The sequence below is a fragment of the Kribbella swartbergensis genome, from assembly GCF_054784135.1.
On record NZ_BAAGPM010000005.1, the window covers coordinates 111,671 to 126,169 of the forward strand.

At 69.7% G+C, this 14,499-nt stretch carries 12 protein-coding genes; 3 read left to right on the forward strand and 9 right to left on the reverse strand.

Features of this window, described 5'->3' with window-relative positions:
* Positions 1 to 48: 48 nt before the first annotated feature.
* Together ACYVOK_RS01065 and ACYVOK_RS01070 are read left to right on the forward strand one after the other, a co-directional pair.
* Positions 49 to 1,809, forward strand: a complete 1,761-nt coding sequence (locus tag ACYVOK_RS01065) for an HSP90 family protein (RefSeq protein WP_460660300.1) — start codon at positions 49 to 51, stop codon at positions 1,807 to 1,809.
* Positions 1,806 to 4,466: a tetratricopeptide repeat protein gene (locus tag ACYVOK_RS01070; RefSeq protein ID WP_460660301.1), complete on the forward strand. Its 2,661-nt coding sequence runs from the start codon at positions 1,806 to 1,808 to the stop codon at positions 4,464 to 4,466. The genes ACYVOK_RS01065 and ACYVOK_RS01070 overlap by 4 nt, the downstream gene beginning before the upstream one ends.
* Here the strand turns inward: ACYVOK_RS01070 and ACYVOK_RS01075 are convergent.
* The 7 genes from ACYVOK_RS01075 to ACYVOK_RS01105 are packed head-to-tail and all read right to left on the reverse strand — an operon-like array spanning position 4,453 to position 11,216.
* The gene (locus tag ACYVOK_RS01075) at positions 4,453 to 5,253 is read right to left on the reverse strand and encodes a tetratricopeptide repeat protein (protein ID WP_460660302.1); all 801 of its coding nucleotides are present in this window, start codon (positions 5,251 to 5,253) and stop codon (positions 4,453 to 4,455) included. The genes ACYVOK_RS01070 and ACYVOK_RS01075 overlap by 14 nt on opposite strands.
* 33 nt (positions 5,254 to 5,286) lie before the next feature.
* The gene (gene guaA / locus ACYVOK_RS01080; RefSeq protein WP_460660303.1) at positions 5,287 to 6,837 is read right to left on the reverse strand and encodes a glutamine-hydrolyzing GMP synthase; all 1,551 of its coding nucleotides are present in this window, start codon (positions 6,835 to 6,837) and stop codon (positions 5,287 to 5,289) included.
* Between the two features lie 9 nt (positions 6,838 to 6,846).
* Complete coding sequence (locus ACYVOK_RS01085; protein ID WP_460660304.1) at positions 6,847 to 7,032, reverse strand: hypothetical protein; 186 nt, start codon at positions 7,030 to 7,032, stop codon at positions 6,847 to 6,849.
* Positions 7,033 to 7,067: 35 nt separating this feature from the next.
* A complete protein-coding gene (locus tag ACYVOK_RS01090; protein WP_460660305.1) occupies positions 7,068 to 8,132 on the reverse strand; it encodes a cytochrome P450 family protein in 1,065 nt (354 codons plus the stop codon).
* Positions 8,129 to 8,785, reverse strand: a complete 657-nt coding sequence (gene bioD, locus ACYVOK_RS01095) for a dethiobiotin synthase (protein ID WP_460660306.1) — start codon at positions 8,783 to 8,785, stop codon at positions 8,129 to 8,131. The genes ACYVOK_RS01090 and bioD overlap by 4 nt, the downstream gene beginning before the upstream one ends.
* A complete protein-coding gene (locus ACYVOK_RS01100; RefSeq protein WP_460660307.1) occupies positions 8,782 to 9,903 on the reverse strand; it encodes an 8-amino-7-oxononanoate synthase in 1,122 nt (373 codons plus the stop codon). Before ACYVOK_RS01100 ends, bioD begins: the two co-directional genes overlap by 4 nt.
* On the reverse strand, positions 9,903 to 11,216 hold the full coding sequence (locus tag ACYVOK_RS01105; RefSeq protein WP_460660308.1) for an adenosylmethionine--8-amino-7-oxononanoate transaminase: 1,314 nt from the start codon (positions 11,214 to 11,216) through the stop codon (positions 9,903 to 9,905). Before ACYVOK_RS01105 ends, ACYVOK_RS01100 begins: the two co-directional genes overlap by 1 nt.
* A gap of 203 nt (positions 11,217 to 11,419) precedes the next feature.
* Here ACYVOK_RS01105 and ACYVOK_RS01110 point away from each other — a divergent pair, with 203 nt between their 5' ends.
* On the forward strand, positions 11,420 to 12,871 hold the full coding sequence (locus tag ACYVOK_RS01110) for a S8 family peptidase (RefSeq protein WP_460660309.1): 1,452 nt from the start codon (positions 11,420 to 11,422) through the stop codon (positions 12,869 to 12,871).
* Here ACYVOK_RS01110 and bsaP read toward each other — a convergent pair.
* Both bsaP and bioB read right to left on the reverse strand, forming a co-directional pair.
* Positions 12,868 to 13,053, reverse strand: a complete 186-nt coding sequence (gene bsaP, locus ACYVOK_RS01115; RefSeq protein WP_460660310.1) for a biotin synthase auxiliary protein BsaP — start codon at positions 13,051 to 13,053, stop codon at positions 12,868 to 12,870. The two genes, ACYVOK_RS01110 and bsaP, sit on opposite strands and share 4 nt — an antisense overlap.
* A gap of 14 nt (positions 13,054 to 13,067) precedes the next feature.
* Positions 13,068 to 14,063 carry a biotin synthase BioB gene (gene bioB, locus ACYVOK_RS01120; protein WP_460660311.1) on the reverse strand — a complete coding sequence of 332 codons (996 nt, stop codon included), beginning with the start codon at positions 14,061 to 14,063 and terminating at the stop codon, positions 13,068 to 13,070.
* Positions 14,064 to 14,499 lie beyond the last annotated feature (436 nt).

Sequence of the window (14,499 nt, forward strand, 5' to 3'; positions counted from 1 at the left end):
CCCGTAGCGACGCCTCGATCCGACACTCCGATGGCGTAGGTTGCCGGGGTGAGTGAGAACTTCCAGGTCGATCTGCAGGGAATCGTCGACCTGCTGAGCAACCACCTGTACAGCAGTCCGCGGGTGTACCTGCGGGAGTTGCTGCAGAACGCGGTCGACGCGATCACCGCCCGGCAGGCCGGGGATCCCGAGGCGCCGCGGCGGATCGACGTACGCACGGCGGACGACGTGCTGAGCATCAGCGACACCGGCATCGGACTGCGGCCGGACGAGGTCCGCGAGTTGCTGGCGACGATCGGGAGCAGTTCGAAGCGGGACGAGATCGGCTTCGCCCGCACCGAGTTCCTCGGCCAGTTCGGCATCGGTCTGCTGTCCGCGTTCATGGTCGCCGACGAGATCGAGGTCGTCACCCAGCCGGCCGGTGGCCCGGCCACACACTGGATCGGTACGGCGGACGGCCGGTACACGATCGGGGAGACCGCCGACCGCGCCGAGACCGGTACGACGGTCACGCTCAAGGCCCGGCGTGGTGCGGAGCAGTGGTACAAGAAGGCCACGGTCGTCGAACTGATCCGGCTCTTCGGCGCCCTGCTGCCGATCGACATCCGCGTCGACGGCGAGCAGATCACGGACGGGAAGGCACCCTGGGAGGGGGCCGGGCTCGCCGACCTGGTCGGCTACGCCCAGGACAAGCTCGGGTTCACGCCCTTGGACGTGATCCACCTGAACAATCCGGCCGCCGGTCTCACGGGTGTCGCCTTCGTCCTGCCGTTCGCGGCCAACCCGGCCGAACGTGCAACCCACCGCGTGTACCTGAAGCGGATGCTGCTCGCGGAGAACGTCGAAGGGTTGTTGCCCGACTGGGCGTTCTTCGTCCGAGCGGTGATCGACACCTCCGAACTGCGGCCGACGGCGAGCCGTGAGGCGCTGTTCGACGACGGGAACCTCGAGGCCACCAGGGAAGCGCTCGGTGCGCAGTTGCGGGGCTGGCTGGTCCGGCTGGGGAGCACCGATCCTGCCAAACTGGACCGGTTCCTCGGCATTCATCAGCTCGGTGTGAAGGCTCTCGCCCTGCACGACGACGAGATGCTGCGCCTCGTCCACCGCTGGCTGCGGTTCGAGACCAACCACGGCCGGATGACGGCCGCCGAGTTGCAGGAGCGCGCCGGGGAGATCCGGTACGTCGCCACGATCGAGGAGTTCCGCCAGCTGGCCGCGGTCGCCGCCGCGCAGCAGATCACCGTGGTGAACGGCGGCTACACGTACGACAGCGAGCTGCTCGAGAGGCTCCCCGAGGTCGTGCCCGGACTTGTCACGACTCGCTTCGACCCGACAGAGCTCAGCACCAGCTTCGACACTCTCGACCCGGACACCGAGCTGCAGCTCCGCCCGTTCCTCCAGCTGGCTCAGGACGCGCTGGACTCGGTCGGCTGCGAGGTAGTGGTTCGTGCGTTCGAGCCCGCCAGTCTGCCGGCGCTCTACCTCGTCGACAGGTCTGCGCAGTTCGCCAGTGAGCTCAGAGCCACCAAGGACCGTGCGGACGCACTCTGGTCGGAGGTGCTCGGTGCGCTCGACACCCACGACGACAGCCGCCCGCAGCTCGTCCTGAACCACCGCAGCCCGCTCGTACGTCGGATGGCGTCGCTGGGCGACCGGGAGCTGGCACAACTCGCCGTAGAAGGGTTGTACGGGCACGCGTTGATGCTCGGCTACCACCCGATCAGCCCGGCCGACTCCGCGCTGGTGAACCGCTCGTTCCTCGGCCTGCTCGATCAGGCCGTCCCCACGCAGGAGGACCCGACCCGATGAACCAGGACCTGATCGACCGGCTTCAGCGCGCCGAGAGCACGCCGTACGGGAAAGCACGGTCCGCTCTGCTGGAGGACGTCGTACGGCGGGCTGACGCGGACGGAGCGGACGAGCTGGCGTTCTACAGTCGGCTGGCGCTCGTCACGGCGTACGTGATGGGCGGTGAGCCGCGGAAGTCGCTGGTGCCGTTCGCACGGTGTGTGGCGGACTGGGACGCGGACCCGGCGAAGTATCAGGAGTACTCGCACCTGTTCCACTGGTGCTTCAAGTACGCGCCGAGCACGCTGACCAAGTTCCCGGAGGTGCCGCTGGACCGGACGTACGCCGTACTGGACGACATGGAGCGGCGGTGGCGGCTCAGCGGTCACAGCCTGCACGCCGTCCATCAGCACCGCTGGCTGGTCGCGCACCACATCGGTGACGCGGACACGGCGACCGAGCAGTTCCGGCTCTGGTCGACCGCGCCGCGCGACGACCTGTCGGACTGTGTCGGCTGCGACCCCACGTCGAAGGTCCACCACCTGACCAGCGTCGGTCGTACGGCGGACGCCGTGGCGCTGGCCGTGAACGTCCTGGACGGGCAGCTCACCTGCGACGAACAGCCGCAGCAGATGCTGACCGCGTTGCTTCCGGCGTATGTTGCCGAAGGCATGTATTCCGAGGCGGTCGACGCGCACCGGAAGGGGTACCGGATCCTGCGCGGACGGGTCGGTGAACTCAGTGAGCACGCGGATCACGTGCTGTTCCTGGCCCGGACCGGCAACGAACTCAAGGCCGTCGAGCTGATCGAACGGCACCTGAACGAGCTGGCCGATCCGCCGTCGCCGTTCGCCGAGATGGTGTTCGCGGCCGCGTCGTCGCTGGCGTTGAGCAGGGTCGACGGTGGGCTGATGATCCGCCGGCCGCAGGCGGATGCCGTTGCGGCCGGAGATTTCGCCGAACAATTGGCCGAGCGTGCGCTGGAGCTGGCGGCGCAGTTCGACGCCCGCAACGGGACGACGCATCGCAGCGACGAGATCCGGGCGACCCTGACTGCCGAGCCGTGGGTGGAATACCTGCCGCTGTCGGAGACCGCGCGGCGAGCGCAGCTCCGCAAGCGCACCCCGGTCGAGGAGCCCCAGGTCGCGGACCCAGGGCCGTCGCCGAAGGGACGCGGCTGGCTGGACCGGGCCGAGGAGTGCTGGCAGCGCGGGCGTGCGGACGAGGCGATCGCCGCCTGGCAGGCGTTCGAGCAGGAGGTGCCGGAGAGCGAGTGGACTGCCCTGGACCGGGCGCGTGTGCTGGACGGACGCGGTCTGGTGGCGCAGGACCAGCCCGAGGTCGCGCTGGAGGCGTGGCGGGAGGCGTTGACGCTGTACGCCGAGCTCGGCGACGAGGTACGGGTCCTGCGGGACCGTGGTCGCATCGGCCGGATGCTGTGCTCCCAGGGCGAAGTGGAAGAGGGCCTGGCGACCGGTGAAGAGCCGTTGCGCCGGCTGATCGAGAACGACGAACCACACCGTCGCGCCGGCTGGCAGGACTCGCTGGCACAGATGTACGCCCACGCCGGCCGCTACGAGGACGCCGTACGGGAACTGGCCGAGGTACGGCGGCATCCGGACGTCGACAACGAACTCAAGGCGAGCAGCGCGATCCTGCAGTGCAACCTGCTGGCACAGCTCGGCCGGATGGAGGAGGCCGAGGAGGCCGCCACGGTCGGCATGTGTACGGCGAGCGACCTGGCACGGTCCTTCGCGTACCGGCAGCGTGGACGGATCCGGCTGGAGCTGGACCGTCCGGCGGAGGCGGCGGAGGACCTGACCGAGGCTGTCGCACTGTCAGCGGGGACACCTGGTCTCGGAGTGCATGTGGCGCTCTGCCAGCTCGAACTGGCCCGGGCCTACCTGCTGACCGGCCGTCCGCTCGAGGCGGCGGAGACGGGTGAGGAGGCCCTGCCCGCGCTGGCCGGCGATCCGGAGTTGGCAGACCCACTGGCCGACGTACGCGGTGTGCTCATCGACGCCTACCGCGCTCTGGGTGAGCTGGAGTCCGCCCTGACGAAGGTTCGCGAAGTACTGGCGGCCGCACCGGCCGAGGCACATCCCCACTGGCTGGCGATGATCCGGCAGGACGAAGGCCTGTTGCTGGAGCAGCTGGACCGGGACCAGGAAGCAGTCGACGCGTTCCTGCAAGCAGCGTCGTACTACGGGACCGCTGAGCAGCCGGTCGAGCAGGTGCAGGCCCTTCGCCTGGCCGCTCAGTCGGCTCGCTACACCGGTGACTTCGGCCGCGCGACTGAGCTGATCGACACCGCAGGGCCGCTCCTGGAGTCGCTGCCGTCAGCCGACGAGCGTGTGCTGTTCCAGACCGCCGGCGTGCACTGGGATCTCGCCATGATCGCTCTTCAGCAGGGTGAGACCGCCACCGCCGTACAGCACGCAACTCAGGCAGCCGAGCACTACGAACGCGGCGGCTACGAGCACCAGCACGCCAACGCCCGCCTGCTGATCGCCGAACACGGCACCACCGACGAGAAGCTGGCCGAGCAGCTCTTCACCTCCCTCCCCACGGGCCACGACATCTGGTACCGCGCCGGCTACCTCCTCGCAGACCGCCTCCGCACCCAAGGCAGCACCCAAGAAGCCGCCACCTTGGAGGCCCGACTCAGCGACAGCTAGCGCCGACGGAACAGGCCGCGCCGCTTCGGAGGAGGCCGGCATCCCCCAGCATCGCGGCGACATCGGCATGGACCGCCAGATTGTCCGGGCGATACCTCAACGCACGCTCCAGCGCCGCCAGGGCGTCGTCCGTCCGCCCCTGCTCACGTAGCGCGTACCCCAGCGCGATCGCGGCGCGGTCGGTGGGCTCGAAGTGCTCGGAGCGAGCCGCATAGTCGGCCGCCTCGTCCAGCAGGCCAAGTCGCCGGACCAGGATGGACGCCGCCCACCACACAGCAGCGGAGTTGCCGTGTGCGGCCGTGCCGTGCCGAGCCAGCGCGAGGTACGGCGAGAAGGCCGGCCGAAGCTCCTCCGGGAACGGCTCCGGCATGACCGGGAAGAGTCCCGCGAACACGCTGATCAGCTCGTCCGGCGTCAGCTTCGCCGGCATCGCGGGATCCAGCACCCAGGCGACGTCGGCCCATGGAGCGGCCGGCTCGTACCGCTGCGCGGAGACGATCAGGCTCAGCGCGTCCGCATAGTTTCCCCCGAACGCCGCCGCGTGAGCCCGGGCCACCACGGTGCCGATGTACACCTCGCCGTCGAGTGGCCACAACTCGACGCCGCCCTCGGGATGACCCAGCAGCGTCGTCAGAACGGCGTGCGCGTCCGGCAAGGTCGGATCCGCCGCCAACGCGTTCGCCACGTGCTCTGCCGCGTGCCGGATCTCGGCGTCGTCCAGCGCCAGCCGGGCCATACTCACTTCACCCTCGGCGACCAGCCGCGGGTCTCCCACCCCTTCGGTCATCGCGCCAGTAGGACTGTCGGACGGGGCGAGACATCACTCCCACTCGATGGTGCCCGGGGGTTTGCTGGTGATGTCGAGGGTGACGCGGTTGATCTCGTCGACCTCGTTGGTGATGCGGGTGGAGATGCGCTCGAGGACGTCGTACGGGAGGCGGGCCCAGTCGGCGGTCATGGCGTCCTCGCTGGTGACCGGGCGCAGCACGACGGGGTGGCCGTAGGTGCGGCCGTCGCCCTGGACGCCGACCGAGCGGACGTCGGCGAGCAGGACCACCGGGAACTGCCAGATGTCGCGGTCGAGGCCGGCGGCGGTCAGCTCGGTGCGGGCGATCAGGTCCGCGGCCCGCAGGATGTCCAGCCGCTCGCGTGTCACCTCGCCGATGATCCGGATGCTCAGGCCCGGGCCCGGGAACGGGTGCCGGTAGACCATCGTCTCGGGCAGACCGACGGCCAGGCCGAGCTCGCGGACCTCGTCCTTGAACAGCGTCCGCAGCGGCTCGATCAGGCTGAACTGCAGGTCGTCGGGCAGGCCGCCGACGTTGTGATGCGACTTGATGTTCGCCGCGCCGGCTCCACCGCCGGACTCGACCACGTCCGGGTAGAGGGTGCCCTGGACCAGGAACTCGATGTGCCGCTCGGCGTCCACCTTGCGCGCGGTCGCCTCGAAGGTCCGGATGAACTCGCGGCCGACGATCTTGCGCTTCTGCTCCGGGTCGGTCACGCCGGCGAGCGCACCGAGGAACTGCTCCTCGGCGTCGACCACCTCGAGCCGGATCCCGGTCGCGGCCACGAAGTCCTTCTCGATCTGCTCGGACTCCCCGGCCCGCTGCAGGCCGTGGTCGACGTACACACAGGTCAGCTGGTCGCCGATCGCCTTGTGCACCAGGGCGGCCGCGACGGCGGAGTCGACACCGCCGGACAGCGCGCACAGCACCTGCTTGTCGCCGACCTGCTGCCGGATCAGCTCGACCTGCTCCTCCACCACGTTCGTGGTGGTCCAGTCGCCCCGGCAGCCGGCGATGTCGTAGAGGAAGTGCTCGAGCACCGCCTGCCCGGCCTGCGAGTGCAGGACCTCCGGGTGCCACTGGACACCGGCGAGCCTCCGGTCCAGGTCCTCGAACGCCGCGACCGGCGCGCCGTCGGACGCGGCCAGTACGGCGAAACCGGAGGGCGGCGAATGGACGGCGTCGCCGTGGGACATCCACACGTTGAGGTCCTCGGGGATCCCGGCCAGCAGCGTGCCCGCGGAGCTGACCGTGACCGGCGTCCGGCCGAACTCGCGCAGCCCGGTCCGGCGGACCTCGCCGCCGAGCGTCTGCGCCATCGCCTGGAACCCGTAGCAGATCCCGAACGCCGGCACCCCGGCGTCGAACAGCCCCGACTCGACCCGCGGCGCGCCGTCGGCGTACACCGACTGCGGGCCGCCGGACAGGATGATCGCCTTCGGGTTCCGGGCCAGCATCTGCTCGACCGGCATCGAGTGCGGCACGATCTCGGAGTACACCTTGGCCTCGCGGACCCGGCGCGCGATCAGCTGCGCGTACTGCGCCCCGAAGTCGACGACCAGAACCAACTCATGCTCGCTCACCCGCAAAGCCTATCGGTGCAGGTCAGCGGGGTTGTAATCCGCGGTCCGCAGCGGCTCGTTGGTGATCTCCAGGCCCGGGAACCGGCGGCGCATCGCGGCCTCGTGGCGGTCGGCCGAGGCCGGGTCGCCGATGTAGTCCGCGATCACGTGCCGGCCGAACCACAGCCGCACCCGGCGGCGAGGTGGGAAGCTCACGTCGCGCACGCTATCGCTCTCAGTTATCGATCGCGTTACCCCGCGTTACGAGTCGAAGTCACCAGCAGCCGCCGCGGAGCCCGGAAGGACAACAGCTCGATCATCGGCGGCTCCTCCACCAGCTCTACGGCGGCCAGCAGTTCGTCGGCGCACTCGAGGACCACCCGGGCTTCCATTCGGGCCAGGCCGGCGCCGAGGCAGCGGTGGATCCCGACGCCGAAGGCGAGGTCGGCGGGACCGCCGTGGCCGGTCAGGCCGAGCAGGACCGGGGCCCCGGCCGGCAGCTGGACCTCGCCGAGCCGGGCCGGCTCAGCGGTGATCCGCCGCCAGGTCGGCACCGAGGAGGCTTCCCGCAACACCTCCTCGACCACTCCCACAGGCTCGAAGGACCGTCCGACACAACGGTGGAACGCGGTCGAGATCAGCTGGGTGGTCGTCTCCTGGCCGGCGATCAGCAGGAAGTACCCGACAGCACACACTTCCTCGTCGCTGAGCCCGAGGCCGACGAGCACGCCGAAAAGGTCGTCATCGCAGCCCTTCCGGGCGGCCGTCGTACGGGATCGAAGCCAGTCGTAGAACTCGGCCGCACTGTGGGCGAGCTCCAGCTGCCGGTCCTCATCCGGCCAACCCCAGAACAGCTCCAGCGAATCCCGGCTCCACGCCTTCAACGCCGGTACGTCGACATCCCGCAGACCGAGCATGTCGAGTACGACGAGCGCCGGCGGCTCGGCCGCAACCACCTCCACCAGGTCGACCTGCTCACCTGCGGCCAGCGCGGAAATCGCCTTCGCAACCCGTGAGGCCGTCAGCGAACGGGTCAACGGCTCGACCGCCGCGACCCGCGCCGGACTGAAGAACCGCGCCACCGCGGAACGGATCGGCCGATGCGACTCCCCCGCATTGTTCGCCAGCGTCGGCGGCAACGCGAACCCGGCCGACGACAACACCCGCAGCGCCTTCACCGACAACGGCGTGTGGGCCAGTACGGCGTTGTCCGGCCGGAACGTCTCCGGATCCAGCAACACCTCACGGGCCAGCGACGGGTCGTCGACAATCCAGTACCCGAGTTCCTCGTCGTACCGAGCGGGACAACCGCTCACCCGAACCAGCCCGAGGCATCGTCGGCGAAGGTTTCGAGCTGACCGGCGCCGGCTGGGATGCGCCCGATCACAGGGACCCCGGTGACCGCGGGCAGGTCCTCGAGGTTGCACTGCTCGGCCAGGTCGGGGTCGCCCGGCCAGGACCCGATGATCAGGCCCTCGATCGGCAACTCGCGCCGACGCAGCGCCTCGACGGTGAGACCGGTGTGGTTGAGCGTGCCCAGGCCGGACCGCGTCACCACCACGAACCCGAACGGGACCGTCAGGTGCGCGGCGACCTCGGCCAGTCCCCGGCCCTCCGAGTCCAGCCCGACCAGCAGCCCGCCGGCGCCTTCGACCAGGACGGTGTCCCGCGTCGTGGCGAGGTTCTCGATGAATTTGGCGTGATCCTCGGCCGTCGGCAGCCGGACACCTTCGCGGCGTGCCGCCGTCGTCGGGGCCAGCGGATCGCGCAGCCGAACGCCTTCGTGCAGATCGGTGATGCCGGTCAGGCGCCGGACCTCGGCGAGGTCGCCCGGCTCGTCGGGCCCGACACCGGTCTGCGCGGGCTTGACCACCGCGACCTCACCCCAGGCCGCCGCGCGTACGGCGAGAGCCGCGGTGGCGATCGTCTTGCCCACACCGGTATCCGTGCCGGTGACGAAGGTGATCATGAGACCTGCCCGATCGCGTCGACGACGACGGCGCAGGCCCGGTCGAGGTCCTCGGCGCTCAGTCCGGCGTTCGCCGTCAGCCGCAAGCGGCTGATCCCGTCGGGGACGGACGGCGGACGGAAACTGCCCACCCGGACGCCACCGGCGAGGCAGAGTTCTGCGGCGCGCACGGTCTCCCGGGGGCCGGGCAGCGGGACCGAGACGACGGCACCGGACGACGGTGGGACGCCGCACGCCGAGGCAAGCCGGGCCGCCGCAGCGTGAATGGCATCCGGCCGCTCGGGCTCGTCCCGCAAAACCTGGAGGGCAGCCAGCGCGGCAGCACACGCGGCCGGGTTGAGTCCGGTGTCGAAGATGAACGGCCGCGACCGGTTGATCAGGTGGTCGCGGAGGACCGCCGGACCCAGGACGACGCCGCCTTGCGCAGCCATTGCCTTGGACAACGTCATGGTGACGATCACGTGATCGAACCCGGCAAGCCCGGCCGCGGCGACCGAACCCCGGCCACCGCCGGTGACCCCAAGGCCATGCGCCTCGTCCACCAGCAGCACGGCGTTGTGCTCGAGTGCGGCCGCCGACAATTCCTGCAACGGCGCCGCGTCGCTCAGCACACTGAACACCGACTCGGTCAGCACCACCGCATGCGGTTCATTGCGCTCGGCAAGAGCCTTCGAGATCGCCTCGACATCGTTGTGCGGGACAACTTCCACCCGCGACCGCGACAACCGGCAGGCATCGACCAGCGAGGCATGAACGTGGTCGTCCGACACCATCAGCGTTCCCGGACCGCCGAGGGCAGTCACCACACCGAGGTTCGCCAGATATCCGGACGAGAATACCAGCGCCGACTCCTGCCCGGTGTACGCAGCAAGCGCCGACTCCAGTTCCTCGTGCAGAGCCGTCGTACCGGTCACCAGGCGAGAGGCCGTCGAACCGGTCCCCCATACGCGTGCGGCGTCGGCCGCGGCCTCGATCACGCGCGGATCGGACGACAGACCGAGATAGTCGTTGCCGGCCAGGTCGATCAGCCGCTCATCGGCCGAGCGCGCACGGAGCCGGCGAGTGAGTCCACGCGACTCCAGCGCGGCAGCCTTCGGGGCGAGCCACTCCTCGAGCATCAGCCGACCTCCCGCACAGCCCCGGTGATCGCGTCGGCGATTGTCGCGATCTCGTCGTCGGTGCAGACGTACGGCGGCATCGTGTAGACGAGATCGCGGAACGGCCGGACCCACACACCGCGCCGCAGTACGGCGTCCGTCATCCGCTGCATGTCCACCGGGCCACCCAGTTGAACGACGCCGACCGCACCGATCACGCGGACGTCCTTGACCCCAGGCAGTGACGCCGCCGGGGCCAGGCCGGCCGACAAGACCTCGGCGATCCGCGCAACCCGTTGCGCCCAGTCCTGCGACAGCAGCAGGTCGATCGAGGCGAGTGCGACCGCGCAGGCCAGCGGGTTCGCCATGAAGGTCGGGCCGTGCATGAGCGCGCCGCCGGGACCGTTCGAGACGGTGTGCGCGACGTCCGTCGTACACAGGGTGGCGGCCATCGAGAGGTAGCCGCCGGTCAGGGCCTTGCCGATGCAGAGGATGTCGGGGTCGATTCCGGCGTGCTCGGAGGCGAACAGCGTGCCGGTGCGGCCGAAGCCGGTGGCGATCTCGTCCAGGATCAGCAGGAAGCCATGCCGGTCTGCGACGTGGCGCAGAACCCGCAGGCAGGCCGGGCTGTACGGATACATCCCGCCGGCGCCCTGCAGGATCGGCTCGACGACGATCGCGGCGATCTCGTCCGCGTGCCGCTCGGCGATCCCGGTCAGCGCCGCCGCCCAGGCCAGGAACTCCGGATCGTCGGCCGGGCGGTCGAACCCGGCAGGAGGCTGCGGGCCGAACACCTGCTCCTTCAGCGCGCCGGTGAACAGCGAGTGCATCCCGTTGACCGGGTCGCACACGCTCATCGGCGCGAACGTGTCGCCGTGGTACCCGCCGCGGACGGTCAGCATCCGGGTCCGGCCATTGTTGCCCCTGGCAACTTGATACTGCAGGGCGAGCTTGATCGCGACCTCGACCGAGACCGAGCCGGAGTCGCAGAAGAACACATGCCGGAGCGGGTCCGGGGTGATCTCGACCAGCCGCTCGGCCAGCCGGACCGCGGGCTCGTGCGTCAGTCCGCCGAACATCACGTGACTGAAGTCGTCCACCTGGCTCTTCACGGCCGCATCCAGCACCGGATGGCGGTAGCCGTGGATCATGCACCACCAGGACGCCATCGCGTCGATCGCCTCGACCGTGCCGCCCACGCCGTCGTCGAGGTGCAGCCGGACGCCCTCTGCGCCGCGCACCAGCCGGACCGGCGACGGGTCGCTGAGCGAGGAATACGGATGCCAGAGCCGCTCCGCGTCCCGCTCCAGCCACTCACCGACCGACTGTGACACCGCTCCGCCTCCGTCCTGAGGACCACACGGTAATCGCTGGTCCGGGAGTGCGGAGGTGTGGGTGGCCGCGATGTGGCCCACCTCTCGTTGGCCCTTCTCATTCCGTGGTCGCCGCCTTACATTGGGCAAAGCATTGTTACCGGCCCGTAACCCCGCGCCCCGCCCGGCGCACTGGCCGGTCCACGCCCTGTGAGGAGAACACCATGCGCACCTCCAGACCGCTCATCGCCACCGCCGCGGCCTGTTTGCTCGCCGCGACCGTCGTGACCCCGGTCCACGCCCAGCAGACCACTTCCGCCCCGATCCAGCCGTACCTCAGCCGGCAACTCGACCGGCTGGGCTCCCTGCCGCTGCTGCAGCAGCGGGCCACGGTCCTCGTCCACGGCACCGACCTCGCCGCGGCGAAGAAGGCCGTCACGGCGAGTGGCCTGCGGCACCTGACGTCGTACGACAAGATCGGCGTCGTGGTTGCCGAGGGCACCAAGTCGCAGATCCTCGCGGCCCGCACCAAGCCCGGTGTCACCTACCTGGAGGGCAACCAGCCGATCAGGCTGCACACGTCCACCTCGCATCTCGCCACCCGCGGTGCGGAGGCCGCGGCCACCCGGACCGGCGCGGACGGCAACCCACTGGACGGCCGCGGCGTCAGCGTCGCGGTGATCGACAGCGGCGTCGACCCGACCCATCCGTTCTTCACGAACCCCGACGGCACCTCGGCGGTGGTGAAGAACCTGAAGATCGTCTGCGACCCACTGCTCGAGACACTCTGCCTGCCGGTCGACGCCGGCTCCCTGGACACCGACCTGCTGTCCGTCGGCGGCCACGGCACGCACGTCAACGGCATCGTCGCCGGACGGAAGGTCACCCTCGCGGACGGGACCAGGCTGCAGGGCGCCGCCCCGGGCGCATCGCTGGTCTCCATCTCGACCGGCGCGGCTCTGCTCATCGTCGGCGCGGACGCCGCGCTCAACTGGGTCCTGGAGAACCACGCGGCACCCTGTGGCGCCGGCGTCCCGGCCAGTACGTGCCCGCCGATCAAGGTCACCAACAACTCCTACGGCCCGTCCGGCGGCGGCGCGTTCGACCCGAACTCGGCCACGGTCAAACTGCAGCGCGCCCTCGCGGCCGAAGGTGTCGTCACGGTCTGGGCCGCAGGCAACGACGGGGGCGACGGCAGTACGTCGCTGACCAACCCACCCGGCCAGGACCCGACCGGCGGCATCCTGTCCGTTGCGTCGTACTACGACCTCGGCACCGGAACCCGGGACGGCAAGGTCTCCGAGTTCTCGTCGCGCGGCAAGAGCGGCACCGTCTCGACCTACCCGGACATCTCCGCTCCGGGCGAGGACATCACGTCGTCCTGCCGGATCTACCTGCCGATCTGCAGCACCGGGCTGGCCCCGCTCGACGGCGGCAACTACAACACCATCAGCGGTACGTCGATGGCGGCGCCGCACATCGCCGGCATCGTCGCCCAGTTGTTCCAGGCGAACCCGTCCGCCACCCCGGCCCAGATCGAGAACGCCCTCGTCTCGACCGCCTACCAGTACGCCGACGGAGCCGCGTACCAACCGGATCCGCGCGGCGGCAGTACGTCGTACGACAAGGGACACGGCCTGGTCGACGTGGTGGCCGCGTCGGACGCCGTCCGCTAGCTCGACAGTTCGCCGTGCACGGAGCAGCGCGCTGACCAACCCATCGGATGGACCTGCACGACCATCCGGCGCCGGCAGTCGGCGCAGTAGCGGGGCGGCTCCAGCGTCAAGGCCCGACGGCAGTCCTCGTGACTGCCGTCGGCCAGCTCCCGGCCGCAGTGGCCGCAGTACACCTCAGTCACAGCGTCCAGCCTCGTCACAGGGTCTTCTGAAGTTCCTTGACCGGCATCTTCAGCTCGGCCAGCAGGTCGAGGTCCGCGGTCGCCGGGCGGCCGAGGGTGGTCAGGTAGTTGCCGACGATCACCGCGTTGATCCCGCCCAGCAGACCCTCGCGGGTGCCCAGGTCACCCAGGGTCAGCTCGCGGCCGCCGGCGTACCGGAGGACTGTCCGCGGCATCGCGAGCCGGAACGCGGCGATGGTCCGCAGCGCGTCCTTGCCGTCCATGATCTCCAGGTCGCCGAACGGCGTACCCGGCCGCGGGTTGAGGAAGTTCAGCGGCACCTCGTGCGGGTCGAGCTCGGCCAGCTGCGCGGCCAGCTCGGCGCGCTGCTCGAGGGTCTCACCCATCCCGACCAGGCCGCCGCAGCACAGCTCCATGCCGGACTCCTTGACCATCAGACAGGTCTCCCACCGCTCCTCGAAGGAGTGCGTGGTGACCACGGAACCGAAGTACGAACGGGCCGACTCGAGGTTGTGGTTGTAGCGGTGCACGCCCATCGCCTTGAGCTCGTCCACCTGCTCCTGGGTGAGCATGCCGAGCGAGCAGGCGATGTTGATGTCGACCTCGGCGTTGATCGCCTCGATCCCCGCCTTCACCTGAGACATCAGCCGCTGGTCCGGGCCGCGGACGGCGGCGACGATGCAGAACTCGGTCGCACCGGTCTTCGCGGTCTCCTTGGCCGCCTCGACCAGCTCCGGGATGTTCAGCCAGACCGAGCGGACCGGTGAGGTGAACTGGCCGGACTGGGAGCAGAAGTGACAGTCCTCCGGGCAACCGCCGGTCTTCAGCGAGATGATCCCCTCGACCTCGACCTCCTCGCCGCACCACTTCACCCGCACCTCGTGGGCGAGGGCGAGCAGGCCGGGCACCAGGTCGTCCGGCGACCGCAGCACCTCGACGAGTTGTTCCTGGGAAAGGCCGACGCCCCGCTCCAGAACCTGCTCGCGGGCCACCTCGAGGATGTCGCTCATCGTTCTCCTGCCTGATCTGACGGGTCGGCCCACAGTAAGACAGGCCGGTACGGCGTCTCTGCGGTGGGCGTCACGTGGAACACCCTGGGCCGAGGTGACTCAGCCACTCTCCGCAGCCTCGCCAAAACTTTCCGGATTTTTTCTGTGGAACCTCGTAACCCCCTGTGAGGGGTCTCGTTGATGTGTGCAGAGGCGGTTACCGCAAGGAAGACCGCCACCCGGTGACAAGGAGCAACGAATCGCTGATCATTACGATCAGCACGCAGAGTGGTCACAACCGCTCTCGAAGACTCGAAACTCCTGGAATCGGATGTAAAGTAGTGACCAAGAGCTCGGGTCGCCAGCTGTGGTTGGTGACCCGATCCCAAAGCGCCGGGCGCCTCACCCCGGCTTGAGTGGGTCCCTCGGGAAACGATTTGGGCGGAAACGTTCCCGA

Bases quoted from the DNA above. Each gene is read 5' to 3' on its own strand.
- ACYVOK_RS01100 (WP_460660307.1), bottom strand. From the start codon at position 9,903: ATGCTCGAGGAGTGGCTCGCCCCGAAGGCTGCCGCGCTGGAGTCGCGT.
- bioD (WP_460660306.1), bottom strand. From the start codon at position 8,785: ATGATCACCTTCGTCACCGGCACGGATACCGGTGTGGGCAAGACGATC.
- bioB (WP_460660311.1), bottom strand. From the start codon at position 14,063: ATGAGCGACATCCTCGAGGTGGCCCGCGAGCAGGTTCTGGAGCGGGGC.
- ACYVOK_RS01110 (WP_460660309.1), top strand. From the start codon at position 11,420: ATGCGCACCTCCAGACCGCTCATCGCCACCGCCGCGGCCTGTTTGCTC.
- ACYVOK_RS01070 (WP_460660301.1), top strand. From the start codon at position 1,806: ATGAACCAGGACCTGATCGACCGGCTTCAGCGCGCCGAGAGCACGCCG.
- ACYVOK_RS01075 (WP_460660302.1), bottom strand. From the start codon at position 5,253: ATGACCGAAGGGGTGGGAGACCCGCGGCTGGTCGCCGAGGGTGAAGTG.